Raw genomic sequence first — 15,810 nt, 5'->3', positions numbered from 1 at the left:
GACTTTCATTAGCGTTTCCTCCTAGTTGCATGGATTGGACGCTTAGTGATTTGTTTCTGGTTTGTACGTTTCAACGGTTTAGAAGGACGCTCGATGATTGTCCGACTATTTTTTGATCGAGAACGTTCTTCATTGGGAGATCGGTTTTCTTTTTTTACTGGTTGTTTGGGATTATCTGTAAAATACACTTTTCTGTCTGGACTCGATAACTGTCGTTGTAATTTGAATTGCTTCATATGCTCGCTTTTTGCGACAGGTCTTATCTTTTCTTTTTGTTGAACAGTTGGGTTCTTTAATCTGTCTTGATGTGCTGATTCATTGACATCATGCGTGACTGGTCGTTCATAACTAGCAGTCTTTAGAGAAGGGGTACGTTTTTTATCCAATGCTTGCCGTCTATCTGCAATGGTTTGACGATGTTTTGCTTGACGGTCTGCATGTGTTTTTTGTCTCTTTTCCTTTGCTTGCTTCATGCCTTCTTTAAAATTACGGGTAGGCTTTGTAAGCTTTTCTTTTCCTTGCATCACCGCATATTGAGCAGTAGTAGGTAAATCATGCAGTTGTTCTTTACGATGAACTATATTTGCACGGAACTGACTTTTCGCACCAAGCATTTTTCCTGTGACTTGACCTACTTTCTGGCTCAAAGTTGTTTGTTTTGTATTGCCATTTGAGCGTTCTTTATTGTTATTTGCAGTTGATGTCAACCGCTGTAACGGTCGAATAGGGGGGAAGGCCCCTTTTGTTTGCTTTGATTTTCCAACCATTGCCCCGACCGTTGCTCCAGCTGTTGCTCCTGCAAGGGTGCGTCCGATTGTTCGCTGTAATCGCCGGCTGCCACGATTAAACATTCGGTAAGGGCGACGCATAACTTGACGTCCAACTTGTTGCGAGTCACTACTTTGCAGTTTAAACATGCTCATAATGTCACCAAGTTTCATGTAAATGCCTGCAAACGTCACAATCTGCAAAAAGGCAATCAAGAAAAATGGATAACTTGTTGTTAAGCTGTAAAGCATGGATGAAACACTAAAAGCAACTGTAATAATGAGCGTAATACCAGCCCGAAGCATAATCACATTAAATAGTTTCATAATCGCCTGTTTTCCCATGTTTTCAAAAGTCGGTATCATCGACAGTAAAAAACTGATGGGTAAAAACATCGCATAGATAATAAACAGAATTTGCGAGAAGATCATAATTCCCGAAAGAAGAAACACAAAAATTGAAATCCCAATATTGAATAGAAATAAAAAGAAGACCATTCCTAAGCGAGTGGTCGTTTTCGTAATCGTTAAGTTTTTATTGTCATGGTCTTCAATTTCTGCTTTGACAGCATCTTCACGATCTTTCCCGTTATTCGTATCAGGATTGATAGAAACTAAGGTTTCGACACGTTCTTCGCCAATTGTTTCTTTATCCGAATCACCAAATTGTAATAACATCCAAGGCTGTTCCACTTGAATGGAAAAGAGGTTATTCCGTATCAGATCAACGCTGTCTTTTCCTTGACTTGTAGAGTTAGGCATCAAAATTTTAGTTCCTAAATCTAAACTTGCTTGACTAATATCTGCTGAAAAATCATTGATTTTAGCAATATATGTTGGAGCGTAAGCGATAAAAGAAGCTGACAAAATAAACACGACTAAAAAGTTTAGGATTGCCCGAATCGCTTTCGTCGTTTCCCGTTTCATTAATCCTGTATATGCCACGTAAATCCCAATCACTAAAATGAAAAGAAGCAAAAAACCTACATAAAATCCAGAACTACTGAACCCACTTGCTGTAATTCCAGCTAATGTTTGCATGTTTTTCCCGATAGCGTCTGCTGTTTGGGAAATGAAGTCGAGAGAATAAGCTTGTTGGATTAAGTAGCCTGTCGCATTTGATAAATACAGGCTAATAATCCAAATGAAATTCGTGATTGTGTATAGTCCATACATCACTTGTTTTCCAATGCCATCATTCCAATTCCATGGCAGCCAATCCCAACCTGTGTCTACGTAAAAATCGAGTTGGTAATGATCAAGCGGATATTTAGAATACAGATTGTCTTCCGATATCGTATCATCAACCAACCCAGCAGCTTGGGCAAATGTTCCAAGTAAAAGAAGGTATAGAAAAACGGCAGTACCAATAAGTACCACCGTTAAGACAATCTTTTTCCATTTTTGTTTGTTCAAATTAATCGCCACCTTTCTTCTCCTGTGAAGGTGGACGCGTGTCAAAAGCATAAAATAAATCTTCAAAGACAGGGTGGACTTGAATAATCCCCACACGTCCATACAAATCTTGAATTAAACATTGACCGTTCTCCAGTTCCCGAAGTTTCCTTTGATTCCCTTCATCTTCTTTATCTACTCCAAAAAATTCAAGTGTCTTTTTTATTTCATTTATATCCCTAGAGCGAAAAGCAAACTTCACACCAATGTTATTTTTTAGTTTTTCATCGGTTAGATCAGCCGCATTTTGCGTGACGAAGTACACACCCGCATTCATCGCACGCCCCGCTCGCACTAGTTTGTTAGATAATGTCTTTCCTTGTGCTACTTGCAAGAATGACCAAGCTTCGTCTAAATCTACAATTTTGAATACACTGCGATCCGAATGGATAAAATCTAATGCAAATGTAGAAATGACAATGAGCATAGCGACACTAAGTAACTCCATCGTCGTATACTCTTCAAAATTTGTTTCTGCATCTGGTAATACTAAGTCTGCCACTTGGATGATATTTAATTGTTTTTCTAAGCTAATCGAGTTTTTCACTGCTCCATCTGAAAACAGAAGGTGGGCGAAGTCATAATCCGTAAAACTTTCGATATGGTCAGCAATAGGGCCTGCTAAAGGATTGGGATCACTTCTTAGTTCATGGATCACAAGAAGTAAACCACGTTCTTCCTGTTGGCCGACGGCTCGAATCGCTCGTCGTAATACCGGGAATTTATCTCCATCTCGACTCGATATACCCGTGAGAAAGGTAAGAATATCAATTGCAAGACTTTCCGAGTCTTTTTTCTTTTTCATAATGACAAAAGGATCAAGTAATCCTTTATTGCTTTCCTCACTCGTTAAATTGACAGTATTTATTTCATGAGCAATTTCGGGCAATGTTTCTTTCCAGTTTCCTCGTTCCGCCTTGGGATCAACAATGAGAGCTTGACCACCAAAGAGAACCGAGTAATAAACAAGTAAGTTGTTCGAGAATGATTTTCCACCACCCAGTGAACCTAGAAAAGCGGAAGCTAACGCATTGGTGACGGAACCTTTTACACCTTGACTGGCTAAGCTTGGATTTAGGTATACATTTCTTCCCGTATCTAAGTTGTAACCAAAATATATTCCTTCTGTTTCTCCCAGCATTTGTGTAGCTCCAAATCCGAGTCCTGCTAAAAAGTCAGAAGTTACGTACTGGATATAATCATTCATATACCGTTTACTGGCTGGGATAAATTCACTGTGTAAACCGATCATATCTCCAAATGGACGAACAAGTTTTACGTTCAAATCATCATAAAAATCTTTCACCTCATTACAACGCTGTTTGAGTTCATCCAAGTTAGGGGCAGATACTCGAATGACATAGCTTAACTTATACATTGATTCTTTACTTTGGTCGAGCACATCTTCTAGTTCATTGACCTGTTCCAGCGCGTCGATGACATTGCTACCTGTTTCGTTATCGGATTCCCAGGCATGGTTATCCAGGTCTTTGAGTTCCTTTTTCTTATTCCGAACGGTAGACAATGCTTTTTTATTCGTTACAATTTCTACGTTCATGGAAGTATCGATTGGAAAATCAAATTGTTGTTGTTGATAATAAAAGATTTCATCCGATGGAAACTCAAGATCACCGACAATGGAATTAATCGTAAAGTAGGCCACATATGTTGTTTGTTCTTCCTGTTCGATTTTTAAATAGCGTTGGTTTTCCTCAATTAAACAACGGGACGGTTTAATCAGATCATATCGTTTCACTAACGTTTCCCTTTTTAACTTCTTTAGGGGAAGAGCATAATCATACTCGTCATAAGCCATTCCAGTTTGGCCGTGAAGATGTTCAATTAGATAGCCAAAGTCATTTTTATCTAATGGGCGTACCTTAAAACGTCTCGAAATTTTGTTTTGTAATAACGATTCCATTTTAGAGAAACGTCTAATTTCATCATGAGGCATGGAAACAAAATCTCCCATCAGATGATGATTCACATCACGGACAAATGAAGATAGTGAATTTTTAATGTTTTTCCCCATTGATTTCATACTGACTTCTTCTTCATTCAGTAACAGCTTAAACCCAATAAAGAAACGATAATCTACTTGATGTTCACCAATCATGGAAACAAGGGCTTCCGTTTGGTCGTCAATCCGTTCATAAGCAACCTCTTGTAATCGCCCTGTGACTAAGTCTTTGCTTCGTTCTTGTACCGAGCGAATACTACTTGCGGTACTAATCTGTAAAGCATGTATTTTCCCGTCTTGATTTTGTGCAATCAATTGACGGAAATGGTCATGAACCTGTATTTTCTCATCCTCCGATAAAAAGGAATAATTATATGGCAACAGCTCATAATACGCAAAACATTCGCCGTCATGATTGAAAACAAGATTGTTTTCAAGATATTTAATCGGATAACGCATGGATTTCACTCCTAACAGCCGTTAAGCTTTCATTTACCTTTACATGTTGTAGTTTGATAGGTTTTCCTGCATACGTAACTTTAGGTCGAAACCAATAGGTCAATGCAGACTTGAGAAAGCTGTACGGTTTTTTGCCATCAAATGTTTTCTGGCTCATAAACCATGTCAAACCAACTGGTATTCCGACATATTTTAATAATGCACCATTAATCAAAGATAACGGGGGAAGATTTCCTAACAACATGACAACTAAGAGCGAAAGTACAAACCATGACATTTGATTGAATGTTACGGGAAAAGGTAAACGAAAATCATTAATGGCATAAATCACTTTTTCGACTGACCAAATACGAGTATAACTTTTGAGTTTTTTCATATAAAATCATCCTTTCGTACATAGAAAAAGCAGCCTGTACGAGAACAAGCTGCTTCTTCATCTATTGAACATATTCAAATACACCATGTGACGTCACGAGAAAGCTGCCTTCAATTTCAAGGTCACGTCCAAAAGCTCTGTAATCAATATAATTCTGTAAGTTAGCAGGGACTTCTCCAAGTACGCCTGTTTCTTCTATCAAGTATCTCGCAACATCTTCCATATCTTCACAATCAGAATAACAAATGATGTCATCCTGATGTTCCAGTAATTCTTCCAAACTATCAAACCAATAGCCTTGCACTTCTGATAGTGCATCATATAAAGGAGAGCCTTCGATTTCTTGAACCATTGCACATAACCGATTGATTTCAGAAATCGGCGTATATTCATCCACCTCAAAGGGCAACTCGAAATCATGAATTGCATATTCTTCATATTCGTCATTTAAACCAATACGTTCTTTCACATCTTCCATATCAATGGGTGGGGTAAACCAAGCACCAACCAATTCACCCTCATTATATTTTCCGAGGTTAGCTATATAGACCTGCATTTCCATTGGTTATCACATCCTTTTTATTAAAAATAGCCATAAAAAAAGCAGCAGCGTTTTATCTGTTGATACACAAATGAGGCTTGTTAATCCCTACCGCACTACCGTTTGGTCCACCATTTTTTTGCAGAACATAAGAAGACCACTTATCTTCCACAAAAAAACGGTATAATTTAAGCCCCTATGATTCGATTAAAGAGGTTTAACAACACATCTTTCACTCCGGCCGCATTAAAGACTAATCCAACCGCAACCAAAGCAATAATTAAAAAGCCTATCAATTTGGAAAACTCTCGTTTAAAGCCTAAATAAATTCCAATCACGACAATTGCCATTAATACTAACGATTGTGCATTACTTAGAAACCAGTTGTATAAATTCTGCCCAAAATTCATTTGGATTTTCTCCCTTCAAAAGTTAATCATTCGTTATCTGATGATGGTTGAATCACTTTCTCTATAGGAATGGTTTGTTGCATGAGTATTTTTTGATGGCGCTTGGATAACTCTGTCTGTTCCAACATATCCTTAATTACACTCGTTTGATTGAGTTCATCTATCTTTGTCGCTAGTTTCCAAGTGGGGGCGACTTGATGAGCTAGCCATCTGAGTGTCTTATCAAAAGTGTAAGGTTCGGGCTTTGTCGTTAATGAAATTTTTCTATTCACACCCAAATCCAAAAATCGTTGCCATTCCTTATTCATTTTCCAACTACTGCGACGTTTTTCCTCGTCCTTATCGACAAAACGAATATACCGATTAATGATCGAAAAGGCAGTCCGTCCAGCGTCTTCATACATCATTAGATCGACAACCGCATGGTAAGCACGATCATTCTTTAATCGAATTTCAAAGCGATTTTTCACGTCCGTATCTTCGAGTGATGTTCCAAATTTCACGTATTGTTCATAATCCTTTTCATACGCACAAAAGTACACGTCACTTTTTAAAGAGCCAATATATAACGTATTTCCCATGTCAGGCTTGTCTTCACTCTGCACAAGTTCACCAGAACGATAGCTTTTAAAACTACGGAAAACAGAGATACATTCTTCATTACGACATTTGTTAGTCAGAAATGGAATATCCAATATCCCTGTTTTATCGTTTATCGCAAGATCAATTCGTTTGAAAACTCCGCCAACACGAAACACGTCCATAAAAAAATCGAACCATGTTCGTTGCTGTGCTAGTAAGAAATTCTCAAATTGTCTGCATCCCTTTCCTTTAAGTTCAAGTAAACAGCCTTTGTCCTCATCAGGTGAAACCATCACCACAATATCACCAAAAACATATTGTTCCATATAGGAATAAAACGCATAATCCTCATGTAACATGTACTCCATTTTGAGTTTCAAAATCTCTTCAATGACAGGCTTCGGGTTTATCGTTAAAAATCGAATTCGTACATAGTCAAACAAGATTTCTAATGGAGCGTCTGGATTAAATTGCTCTAAAATATCGAACAAGGTAGCTTGTAGTGAATCGGAAGGTGTTACTTTTCCCGTTTCAATTTCACTCATATATTGTCTTGAAATCCCAATATGAGTAGCTAGTTTATTTTGCGATACACCGTATTCCAATCGTTTTTCTTTTAACCGTTGATACCAAGGTACTTGATTCATGTGCATTCCTCCAAACTAAAAAAAGATGTCAACTAAAGGTTAAAAGCTGACATCTTCTTGATATGCTCCAAACCGTTGCGCCATCAGGTGTTATTGGCTTTTGGAACAGTTTCTTATTGTTTTTCTACCCCCCTGTTAGAATTGGGGGGTTAAGGCGTGGCTGTCGCCACGCAGGCTTAGCCCAGCACGTCGGCTTTCGCTTCGCACGCCGCCGCACTGGGCAGCCTTTATGACACTAACTTTCCAATTTCTTTTAGAAAATCATGTCCTTTGGGGACAAGAGGTGTGTAAAATTCAGAAATGACACCATCACCTTTATCGACATACCCGCGTCCTTTAATTTGTTTTAGGAAAAATTGTTTTTGGACATCCGATCCGAACATCATGCCATATCCTAGTTCGGACATTCTGCCTAAAGCAACGCGAAAATTAAATTGATCACGAATCCCATCGCCTAAATACTTTGCATCTGGCCGCTGACAGGCGAGAATAAGAAAGAAACCGGCTTGACGACCTAACATTACAATTTGTTTTAGTTTCGTTAATACAGCTGTACTTTCTTTAGAAGCAAGCATTTCCATAAAAGCTACGTATTCGTCAAACACTAGAAAATGGGGAGGTAAACCCAAGTAAGCATAATTTTCCCCTGTTTTATATCCTTGCATTTGTTTCATTTCTTCACTTCGAGCCATCATATCTTCATAAAATTGGTTAATACATGCCATCATGTCTTCTTTTTTATAATATACTCCAGGCATGACAGTAGTTAGATCGGCTAAATCTGCATTTTTCGGATCTAAAATATATAACTTCGCATTCGTTTTTAACAACGCTTCAATCAATGTAAGAATAAAATACGTTTTTCCGCCACCTGTTCCGCCAGCAATCAACATATGTGGCAGCTGATTGTATTCCCAATCCATTGATTTCATGAGCTTTAAACGACCGTTTTGCGCAATGACTTCATCAATTGAAATACGGTTCGAAATCATATCATAAAAAAGCACATACTCCACATAGGAATCATGTAATTCCTTTGTCACTAACTCACAATACAAGCCACTTTCTAACTTTTTTTCCAAATTTAAAAGTGGCTCTTGATATTTACCAAGTGTTATTTCTACTTGAATATGAATCATGCCTTTTTCATACCGATAATACATCTTTGGAAAATGAGTCATTTTTTCCTTCGCCTTACTAGATGGGATATCTTTGAAAAATCCTTCATTTATCACTTGTTTTGTTTCATACCACTGATTGTCTAAAATCATCTTTGCGAGCTTTTGACGATGCATCAACTGTTTTAGATGGTTATAACGATACCGATAATAAACAAATGCACAGATTGCCATCAATAGCAAACTAATAATTAGGGAACTGAATCCATACGTACTTATAAAGTGAGTTTGAAATGGATCAACTTCCCACGTTGTCGAAAGTAAAAACTTTATATGAAAAGGGATAAAGAAAACGAGCCATACACCAAACAACCCAAAAAAGATAAATTGAAAAAAGAGAGAGGCGTCACTCGGTCGAATTCGCTTCCCTCTTTTTTTGTAAAATTTCATTATTTATCTTTGGATGGAGTGGATTTTTGAGTGTTAGTGCCTGGCGACGCTGTTTTCCCTTTTAAAACCAAGTCATCTGCCTTGATATACCAATCCACATCCGCACCACGAAAAGTTGCATTTGCGACTGTATCTGCGACAGGATTAATCAGTTCCACTTCTGCATTATAATCAAAGTCTTTTAATGGAACGGATGCAGGAATACTTACTTGAATCATACGTCCTTGTTCACGAGACTTTAAATCATACGTGCGTTCTTTTACTTCTGTTGATACCGTTCCATCTTCATTTTGCAAAAACACTTCCCGACGTAATGACGAAAACTTTAATAATCCGAATGTCTTTTCTTTATCAATGACAATTCCTTCTGCTAACCTCATGTTTTTTCCTCCTTATGCTTTGACCATATCGTCAGCATGTAAAATGTATTTTGTAAAACCGCGATCACCAATTTTATAACCTTCTGCGGTAATTTTTGCATTGACCAATTTCACTTTTTCTTCATGTTCAAAGAATTTCTCTCCGGCTTCTTGAGGCAAGATTACCTCAATATCATCTGCACGTTGAATATCGGAGTACAAATTATAACTACGTGACAATGTTGTCATGCGCCCATTAATACGGCGTTGTTCCACCTTACCTTCACCAGCATATTCTAAATTTCCAAACGTTTTTTCCATATTTGGAATGACATGTTTTAACTCCATTATATAGACCTCTCTTCTTGTTTTAATTTTTGTTATTTATTAGTAAGCAAGGGGAGAAGGGAGGGGAACGGGGAAAATACTCTTTCATTTGTCAATCACTCCTATGCTTCTTGTAGTCGATAATCCACACGTCCATAAATACACACCAAAAAACAACCATCGTTTCTTCATTTTTATCACGTATCAATTTTCCATGAGGAAAAAACGGAAAGTCTTCAATCTTTATCTCATTTAAAACAAAATGGTCTTCAATCCAATCCATTACTTTCGTTTCAATTTCTTCCATATAAATCACACCACCTTATTTTGGGCAATAAAAAAAGCATGACAGATAGAATTTGTCATACGTTGGTTTTATTATCTATAAAACTTCAGCAATACCAGCCATAATATATTCCGCACATGGTACAGCAATCGCATTTCCAATTGCCTTATATCTAGCATAATCACTAATCGCTTCACCTTTGTTCCCTTAGGCTGTCCAACCCTCTGGTAAACCCATTAAACGTTCGCATTCCAATGGAGTAAGCTGCCGAATATAGCCTTCATTTTCTTTCCCTTCGTACCAAAAAGAAAAGTTATTGACAGAGCCCGCTAACAAAGTAGGGAAGGGATCGTTTGTTTTTCCGAAACTTCCATGAAATCCTTTTTTGTTTCTTTCTTTAGCTGTACTTCGCATGCGTCTTTCTTGAAAGGGGCGGACGATGGGTATTTTCCCCCCTGCTTTTTGAGAAGATATTCTACTGGTAGTGGGGGAGGACAGCCTGCTTTCTCTGCAAGACGTAAAAATCGATTGCAAATCGCGGGCTTTAAATAGTATTTCTGTGGCACGTGTTCCTCCAAAATCTGCCACGAGGAAGATACGTCTTCTTCTTTGAGCGAGTGTGGGCTTTCCCCAATATTGGGCATCCAACAATCGCCAAGCGATATCAACATCATTCCCTCGGACCATTCCAGCGTTTGCCCAGACTCCAGAAGTAGGCATTGAAATTTCGGTATTTGTGAACGATTCAAGCACGGCCTTAAAATCCAGCCTGTTATTTGATGAAAAAGCTCCCATGACGTTTTCCCAAACAGCGATAACTGGATATGTTCCATTCGTTGCGCACCTCATTTCTTCTATAATTCGTATTGCATGATAAAATAAACTGGATTGACTTCCAGTAAGACCTTCTCGTTTACCAATATTGGATAGGTTCTGACAAGGTGACCCAAATGTAATGATATGAACAGGTGGAATTTCCCCACCATTTACTTTAGTAATATCTCCAAAATGAATCATGTTAGGAAAGTGTCGTTTTGTAATAGATATAGGTGCTTTTTCAATCTCACTTGCCCATGTTGGACTAATTCCAAAACGGGAAGCAGAGAGGGGGAAGACACCGATTCCATCAAAAAGGCTACCAAGTGTTAAATTTTTCATTTTAATCAACTCACTTTAAAATAAAAAAGACACTTCGGAATGAGAAGTGTCTAATTAAAATACTTTTAGAAATTTTAAAGATATTAAATTTTAATTCAAAATATCTACCATCAATTTTTTCGTTAGTATAGTAAATTCATCTACATATTCTTTTCGAAGGATTTTGCTGGGAATGTGAGAACTGTAATCAATATGGTTTATCTCTGAAACATTATTATACTTTCCAATTTCCTCCTTTTTTAATGTCGTTGTAAATATTACTTGATTATCTAGCTGGTTAAATAAATCAATTACAATTTGTTCTCTATCTGTTGATAAATCTTCAGCTCGAAAAGAATCAATAACAATTGGATAGGGATGTTTCAGAACTTTAGCAAGAGCATAAGTTTTAGCTAAATGAAATTGAGTCGCTTCACTTCCGGAAAAAACTTGACTTTTCTTAGTAAATATATCGTCAAAAATCAAATTTCCATTAGGATCAATTTGTTTATATACATCATTCATTACCTTTAATATATCTTTCATGAGTAAATTTTGTTTATTAATAGTTTCTTTACTATTCGATTCACTCTCTTTAATAGATGAGTTTATCCCCGAAATTTGTTTTTCTAAAGATTCTAACTTTACTTCAATTTTATCAATGTCAGTTACATCTTCTTTGTAAAGAATGATTGATTCTAAAGAAATGTCTTCATCAGATAATAGTTCTTGAAGCTGTTGTTGATAGATATTTATTTCACTAGTTTGTTTATCTAGTTCTTCAGTATATGAATCTATTTTTTCAGTGATAGATTCAATAATTTGGTTTCTAACCTCTTTAGTTGAAACATCAAAAGTAAAACTTTTTTTGATGCTAGAAGAGTACCCTATATGAGTAGAATGACAATCTAAGCATTGTAATTCACCTGTTGATATTGTTCTATTCAAAGAGTTGAGTTCTTTTAAAGTATTTTCATATTTTATACGACGATTTAATGTTCGATTCCTGTCATTTTTTGAGAGTACTAAATTTTTCCTCACATTTTCAATCTGTTTTATTTTATCTTCAAAGGCTACTCTATCGCTATGTTTACTTATATAAGTCATAGACTGATCCTTTGAATTTAAAATTTTATTTTTTTCCAAAAGAATCTTTTTTTCTTCTTTCAAGCTTTTTAATTTAGCTTTTTCAAGTGAAATTTCTGCCAAACTTAGTGTCTTTCCCCCTAGACTAGCAAAAGAATAGAGGACATTATAAAAGTCCTTTTTTGTATAAAACCCTTTATTTGAAATATTTGAAGAATCCTTTTTATCCTGACCAACAAAGAAAATTTGATTAAATAAATCAGGATCTACAATTCTTTGGACTCCATTTTTTATAATTTCAGGCAGTGGATATATGTTTTTTGTCCAGTATCTTTTTAGTTCGGAAACATTATCAAATATTAATATTGATTTTTCTACATACAATACAAAAGTGTCTTTTTTTCTTGAGATAATGTACGTAGTGCTATTAAATTCAAACTCAATAATATAATAATATTCTTCAAATTTGAAAGATGATGGAAAAACTGGTTCGCTACCAAGACAATACATCAAAGACTGTATAATAATAGTTTTTCCTTTGTTGTTGTCATCACTTGAAATAACGTTTAGTTCTTTTGTTAACCTTTTTTCTATATATGCTTCATGTGAATTTCCCACAGCAATCTTTTTAATTATCATTTTGTAAACCCTCTTTTACAGTTGCAATAAAGTATTTTAAAGACAAGTTATCAAAGTCAGGACAGTTTTGCTTTGTGTTTTTATCTAGTAAATTAAATATTTCTTCTACACTTTTATTTGGATAATCAAGTATTTTATTATATGTTTCGTTAAATAATACCCAAAATTCTTCAGCACAGTTTTTATTGAAAAGAGCTCTTGAGAATGCAATTTTACACTCCTCTAATGCATCTTTTCTTGATTCAGGAGGAAAAGAAGTGTAGATATCTATAAAAGGAACAGGACACCCTTTTTCAAATGGGTTCTTATTAATTAATCTACCTATTACAAGTGTTTTTATTTGACCACTAGTTAAATGTCGATAGTAGTATAAGGATTGATCGATAGAAGTAATGGTAACGCCTTCCACTGGGTCTGTATTTTTCTTATCCGATTGAATTTTCCGAATTTCATTAAAAATTGCTGTTAGTTCGTCATTTTTTGGTATTAGAGCAATATGATCTTTAATAATAGATTTTACGTAATCACTGGGTTCTTTATCATCTATCACGAAAAGAACGTTGTTCAAAAATTCCTCAATTCTTTCAACGGAAATATCAGAAGAATTAATATAATTTTTTGATTGAGCCTCTTCGACTAATCCCTCTTTTAATTTTTCACGTGCATTCACTTGAATGTTATCGATTTTAAAGATGTTTTTTGTTGAATCAATACGAACAGTGGATGACACGCCCCCAACAAACAAAATATAACTGTCAAATTCAAAATAACTAACAAAGTTTTTATATAATGTTACAAGTTCTCTTCCTAGTGCTTTTGGGGAGTTGTTTTTTGCTCCTTTAGATTGAATATCCCAAAGTCTATCTGCCATTCGATCCATTCCAGTTAAATCATTAAAAAAATCCACAACAAAATAGTGAATATCATCATTGTTTTCATGAAAATTCATTAAATAAAGTAGCGCTTTCGTTTCCGAATCTGCTGCGGATTTTCTTAATTTTTCCGAGGAGGAGACAGTATAGACCATAATATTTTCCCTTTCTAGCAACAGTTTTAATTTCATTGTATATTAAAGGTAATAAACAATCTAATAATTCAAATTAAATTATTCACTAAATAAATGCTTCATCATTATTCGTAATGTTTTTCTTGCTAATAATTAATATAATCAATATATATGTCTTTGGAGGTACCTTAAATGAAATTTAAACTATCAGCCTCAATATTATTTATTGGAATTTTTCTGTTAAGAATATTGAAACCAGAGTTAAATATCGATTCGATTTCGGTAATGCTAATTGTATTAGCGTTAGTACCTTGGTTTATTCAATACATAAAGTCTTTAGAAATAAATGGTCTTGGTAAAGTTGAGTTAATTACAGAAGACCAAAAGCAAGCAATCCAGAAGAATGCTGATGAAGCAGGAATTTTACTGGTACTAAAGAGAATGAAATAAGTAATAATTATACATTTTACAATTTAAGATATGAAGATCCAAAACTTGCCCTTGCAGGTTTAAGAATTGAATTAGAAAGCACATTGATTAAATTAGTTGAAAAGAACTCTCTCGATGGTCAACGATTTGGTCTAAATAAAATGACTAATATTTTATCAAAAAACAATATCATTACTAGCGGTGAAAGTTCATTGATATATGATATTTCAAGTGTTTTAAATCGTGCTGTTCACAGCCAATTGGGTGAGTATAACAGTGAAACTTTTGACTGGGTTTTTGACGTGGGTTTGAAACTGTTAGACTCACTTGGAAAAAAGTTAAGTGACTAGACAAATGAAAAGATGTTCAAAGACTTGAACGCCCTATTAAGAATATTTAAGTTTAGGCTCTATTTCCAGATAGTAAATAGAAATTCCGATTTGGAACAACTGGCATTTTTTACTTTTTTCTATGCGGCTTAATTGTTTTCATATGCTCCCAAACTCCATGATACTACTGTGTTTTTCTTTATATGATGTACGTTTACAACAGACTGGGAGTAGAGTAGTAATAGCGGGGCTAGAAATCTTTGTATATCAAAGAATTTAGATTCTTTTTTTATTCTACAAGTAATCTACATTAAATTATTTTAGGAGAAGGATCATAGATTTGTTTTGATTCCTTAAAAGTAAATATCTTTAAATACATGATCATTGAATGATTCAAACTTAGTACCATTTTTGATTAGTTTACCTCGATAATAGACAACTACTTTTTTGTTTGTGTCTAAGAATTTTTTTAAATCAGACGTAGACTTATTCTCAGATACCGATTTTATATTTGAAAAAATTTTTGGTAATTTACTATTAATGAATTCAATTTCTAACATATTATCACCAAACTTAGCGGTTCTAATTAATGCTTCCCCGTAGATTATTCGTGTACAGTCATACGGAACAAAGTTATTTTTACTTTCCAAAAATAATTCGTTCAATGAAATTTTTTCATTTTCGATAGCGATGATTTGTGAATCTTTGTCTAGTCCAGGATCTTCAAATAAATTAATAAAACTGGCAATAGGGTAGACGTGTCTTGCTTCGCTTTTCACTTTATTATTCGAATTAGTTGTTTGATTAGTTTCCTCACTGGAGAATTCAGTTTTTAAATTAGTTTTATCATTACTTTTTGCTTTACCAATCGATTTTGTCATCTTAATTAATCCATTTTTTTGAATAGATTCCTTGGCAAGATTGCTTTCAAGTTTTTCTTGTTCTTTAATTTCCTCCTCCGACAATTCACTACATCCAATGACATGAAGCTCGTCTTGAGATGATGGTGTAAAAAAATATCGTATTCCTTTTTTGTTCCAGTTTGTGCAAGTCATATTAATTTGACAGTTTGGATTACTACATTGAAATGCCCGCCTGTCGTGTAATCGTCCCTTGATCGAAAAATTACTCGCTTGTTTTGCACTTATATTTCTATTTAATTCTAAGCTGTAAGCACGTTCTGACACACTATACCTCCTCAAGTGTTTCTATTTTTATTATAACATTACTTTTAAGGTCTGTTGGGTATAGTGATAAAGTTGTATCCTTTTTTGAACAGGTGGTGCATAAACAATATTTATAACATTTGTTCCACCAAAAGAGGCTGGGACAAAACCCCAGTAATTAAAAAGAGTGGTACTCGCCAATAAGTTGGTGAGTACCGCTCTTTTTATGCATACAAAAAGGACACCTTTTGATAAAATTAAAGTTACCAGACAATAATTTT

General features: G+C 35.2%; 16 protein-coding genes. 1 reads left to right on the top strand and 15 read right to left on the bottom strand.

The window, feature by feature from the left end; all coding sequences use genetic code 11:
- Positions 1-8: 8 nt before the first annotated feature.
- From D1B32_RS16455 to D1B32_RS16395, 13 genes are all read right to left on the bottom strand, one after another.
- The gene (locus D1B32_RS16455) at positions 9-2,159 is read right to left on the bottom strand and encodes a CD3337/EF1877 family mobilome membrane protein (RefSeq protein WP_420814767.1); all 2,151 of its coding nucleotides are present in this window, start codon (positions 2,157-2,159) and stop codon (positions 9-11) included.
- Between the two features lie 25 nt (positions 2,160-2,184).
- Complete coding sequence (gene tcpF, locus D1B32_RS16450) at positions 2,185-4,641, bottom strand: conjugal transfer ATPase TcpF (RefSeq protein ID WP_095312457.1); 2,457 nt, start codon at positions 4,639-4,641, stop codon at positions 2,185-2,187.
- The gene (locus D1B32_RS16445; protein ID WP_095312461.1) at positions 4,625-5,017 is read right to left on the bottom strand and encodes a conjugal transfer protein; all 393 of its coding nucleotides are present in this window, start codon (positions 5,015-5,017) and stop codon (positions 4,625-4,627) included. The genes tcpF and D1B32_RS16445 overlap by 17 nt, the downstream gene beginning before the upstream one ends.
- A 61-nt stretch (positions 5,018-5,078) precedes the next feature.
- Positions 5,079-5,579: an antirestriction protein ArdA gene (locus D1B32_RS16440; RefSeq protein ID WP_095312464.1), complete on the bottom strand. Its 501-nt coding sequence runs from the start codon at positions 5,577-5,579 to the stop codon at positions 5,079-5,081.
- A 167-nt stretch (positions 5,580-5,746) separates the two neighbouring features.
- Entirely contained in the window at positions 5,747-5,968 is a 222-nt protein-coding gene (locus tag D1B32_RS16435) for a hypothetical protein (protein ID WP_010097509.1), read from the bottom strand.
- Positions 5,969-5,994: 26 nt separating this feature from the next.
- A complete protein-coding gene (mobT, locus tag D1B32_RS16430; RefSeq protein WP_095312466.1) occupies positions 5,995-7,197 on the bottom strand; it encodes a MobT family relaxase in 1,203 nt (400 codons plus the stop codon).
- 227 nt (positions 7,198-7,424) lie between these two features.
- Positions 7,425-8,765, bottom strand: coding sequence for a type IV secretory system conjugative DNA transfer family protein (locus tag D1B32_RS16425; protein ID WP_095312469.1), 1,341 nt, complete (start codon positions 8,763-8,765; stop codon positions 7,425-7,427).
- Positions 8,765-9,145: a YdcP family protein gene (locus tag D1B32_RS16420; RefSeq protein WP_095312472.1), complete on the bottom strand. Its 381-nt coding sequence runs from the start codon at positions 9,143-9,145 to the stop codon at positions 8,765-8,767. The genes D1B32_RS16425 and D1B32_RS16420 overlap by 1 nt, the downstream gene beginning before the upstream one ends.
- A gap of 12 nt (positions 9,146-9,157) precedes the next feature.
- Positions 9,158-9,472 (bottom strand): YdcP family protein, encoded by a 315-nt coding sequence (locus D1B32_RS16415; RefSeq protein WP_095312475.1) that lies wholly within the window; start codon positions 9,470-9,472, stop codon positions 9,158-9,160.
- Between the two features lie 91 nt (positions 9,473-9,563).
- Positions 9,564-9,758 carry a hypothetical protein gene (locus D1B32_RS16410; RefSeq protein WP_240033817.1) on the bottom strand — a complete coding sequence of 65 codons (195 nt, stop codon included), beginning with the start codon at positions 9,756-9,758 and terminating at the stop codon, positions 9,564-9,566.
- Positions 9,759-9,944: 186 nt separating this feature from the next.
- Complete coding sequence (locus tag D1B32_RS16405) at positions 9,945-10,895, bottom strand: DNA cytosine methyltransferase (protein ID WP_240033816.1); 951 nt, start codon at positions 10,893-10,895, stop codon at positions 9,945-9,947.
- Positions 10,896-10,985: 90 nt separating this feature from the next.
- Positions 10,986-12,599, bottom strand: a complete 1,614-nt coding sequence (locus D1B32_RS16400; protein WP_118889934.1) for a coiled-coil domain-containing protein — start codon at positions 12,597-12,599, stop codon at positions 10,986-10,988.
- Entirely contained in the window at positions 12,589-13,626 is a 1,038-nt protein-coding gene (locus D1B32_RS16395) for a hypothetical protein (protein WP_095312488.1), read from the bottom strand. Before D1B32_RS16395 ends, D1B32_RS16400 begins: the two co-directional genes overlap by 11 nt.
- 171 nt (positions 13,627-13,797) lie before the next feature.
- Between D1B32_RS16395 and D1B32_RS16390 the strand changes: the two genes are divergently transcribed.
- Complete coding sequence (locus D1B32_RS16390) at positions 13,798-14,055, top strand: hypothetical protein (protein ID WP_095312491.1); 258 nt, start codon at positions 13,798-13,800, stop codon at positions 14,053-14,055.
- A 661-nt stretch (positions 14,056-14,716) separates the two neighbouring features.
- On the opposite strand, the gene D1B32_RS16380 is transcribed toward D1B32_RS16390, so the two are convergent.
- Together D1B32_RS16380 and D1B32_RS24155 are read right to left on the bottom strand one after the other, a co-directional pair.
- Complete coding sequence (locus tag D1B32_RS16380; RefSeq protein WP_077735371.1) at positions 14,717-15,550, bottom strand: hypothetical protein; 834 nt, start codon at positions 15,548-15,550, stop codon at positions 14,717-14,719.
- 30 nt (positions 15,551-15,580) lie between these two features.
- On the bottom strand, positions 15,581-15,810 hold a 230-nt coding region (locus D1B32_RS24155), incomplete at its 5' end, for a hypothetical protein (protein ID WP_205126991.1).

Source organism: Oceanobacillus profundus, from assembly GCF_003515705.1.
GTDB lineage: Bacteria > Bacillota > Bacilli > Bacillales > Amphibacillaceae > Oceanobacillus > Oceanobacillus profundus.
Note: the sequence above shows the minus strand (reverse complement) of the source record. Positions and strands in the feature narration are given on the sequence as shown.

What these genes read in the sequence shown, in the direction of transcription:
- D1B32_RS16445 (WP_095312461.1), bottom strand. Translation starts at nt 5,017, where the DNA reads ATGAAAAAACTCAAAAGTTATACTCGTATTTGGTCAGTCGAAAAAGTG.
- D1B32_RS16410 (WP_240033817.1), bottom strand. Translation starts at nt 9,758, where the DNA reads ATGGAAGAAATTGAAACGAAAGTAATGGATTGGATTGAAGACCATTTT.
- mobT (WP_095312466.1), bottom strand. Translation starts at nt 7,197, where the DNA reads ATGAATCAAGTACCTTGGTATCAACGGTTAAAAGAAAAACGATTGGAA.
- D1B32_RS16440 (WP_095312464.1), bottom strand. Translation starts at nt 5,579, where the DNA reads ATGGAAATGCAGGTCTATATAGCTAACCTCGGAAAATATAATGAGGGT.
- D1B32_RS16405 (WP_240033816.1), bottom strand. Translation starts at nt 10,895, where the DNA reads ATGAAAAATTTAACACTTGGTAGCCTTTTTGATGGAATCGGTGTCTTC.
- D1B32_RS16400 (WP_118889934.1), bottom strand. Translation starts at nt 12,599, where the DNA reads ATGATAATTAAAAAGATTGCTGTGGGAAATTCACATGAAGCATATATA.
- D1B32_RS16390 (WP_095312491.1), top strand. Translation starts at nt 13,798, where the DNA reads ATGAAATTTAAACTATCAGCCTCAATATTATTTATTGGAATTTTTCTG.
- D1B32_RS16425 (WP_095312469.1), bottom strand. Translation starts at nt 8,765, where the DNA reads ATGAAATTTTACAAAAAAAGAGGGAAGCGAATTCGACCGAGTGACGCC.
- D1B32_RS16395 (WP_095312488.1), bottom strand. Translation starts at nt 13,626, where the DNA reads ATGGTCTATACTGTCTCCTCCTCGGAAAAATTAAGAAAATCCGCAGCA.
- D1B32_RS16435 (WP_010097509.1), bottom strand. Translation starts at nt 5,968, where the DNA reads ATGAATTTTGGGCAGAATTTATACAACTGGTTTCTAAGTAATGCACAA.
- tcpF (WP_095312457.1), bottom strand. Translation starts at nt 4,641, where the DNA reads ATGCGTTATCCGATTAAATATCTTGAAAACAATCTTGTTTTCAATCAT.
- D1B32_RS16415 (WP_095312475.1), bottom strand. Translation starts at nt 9,472, where the DNA reads ATGGAGTTAAAACATGTCATTCCAAATATGGAAAAAACGTTTGGAAAT.
- D1B32_RS16420 (WP_095312472.1), bottom strand. Translation starts at nt 9,145, where the DNA reads ATGAGGTTAGCAGAAGGAATTGTCATTGATAAAGAAAAGACATTCGGA.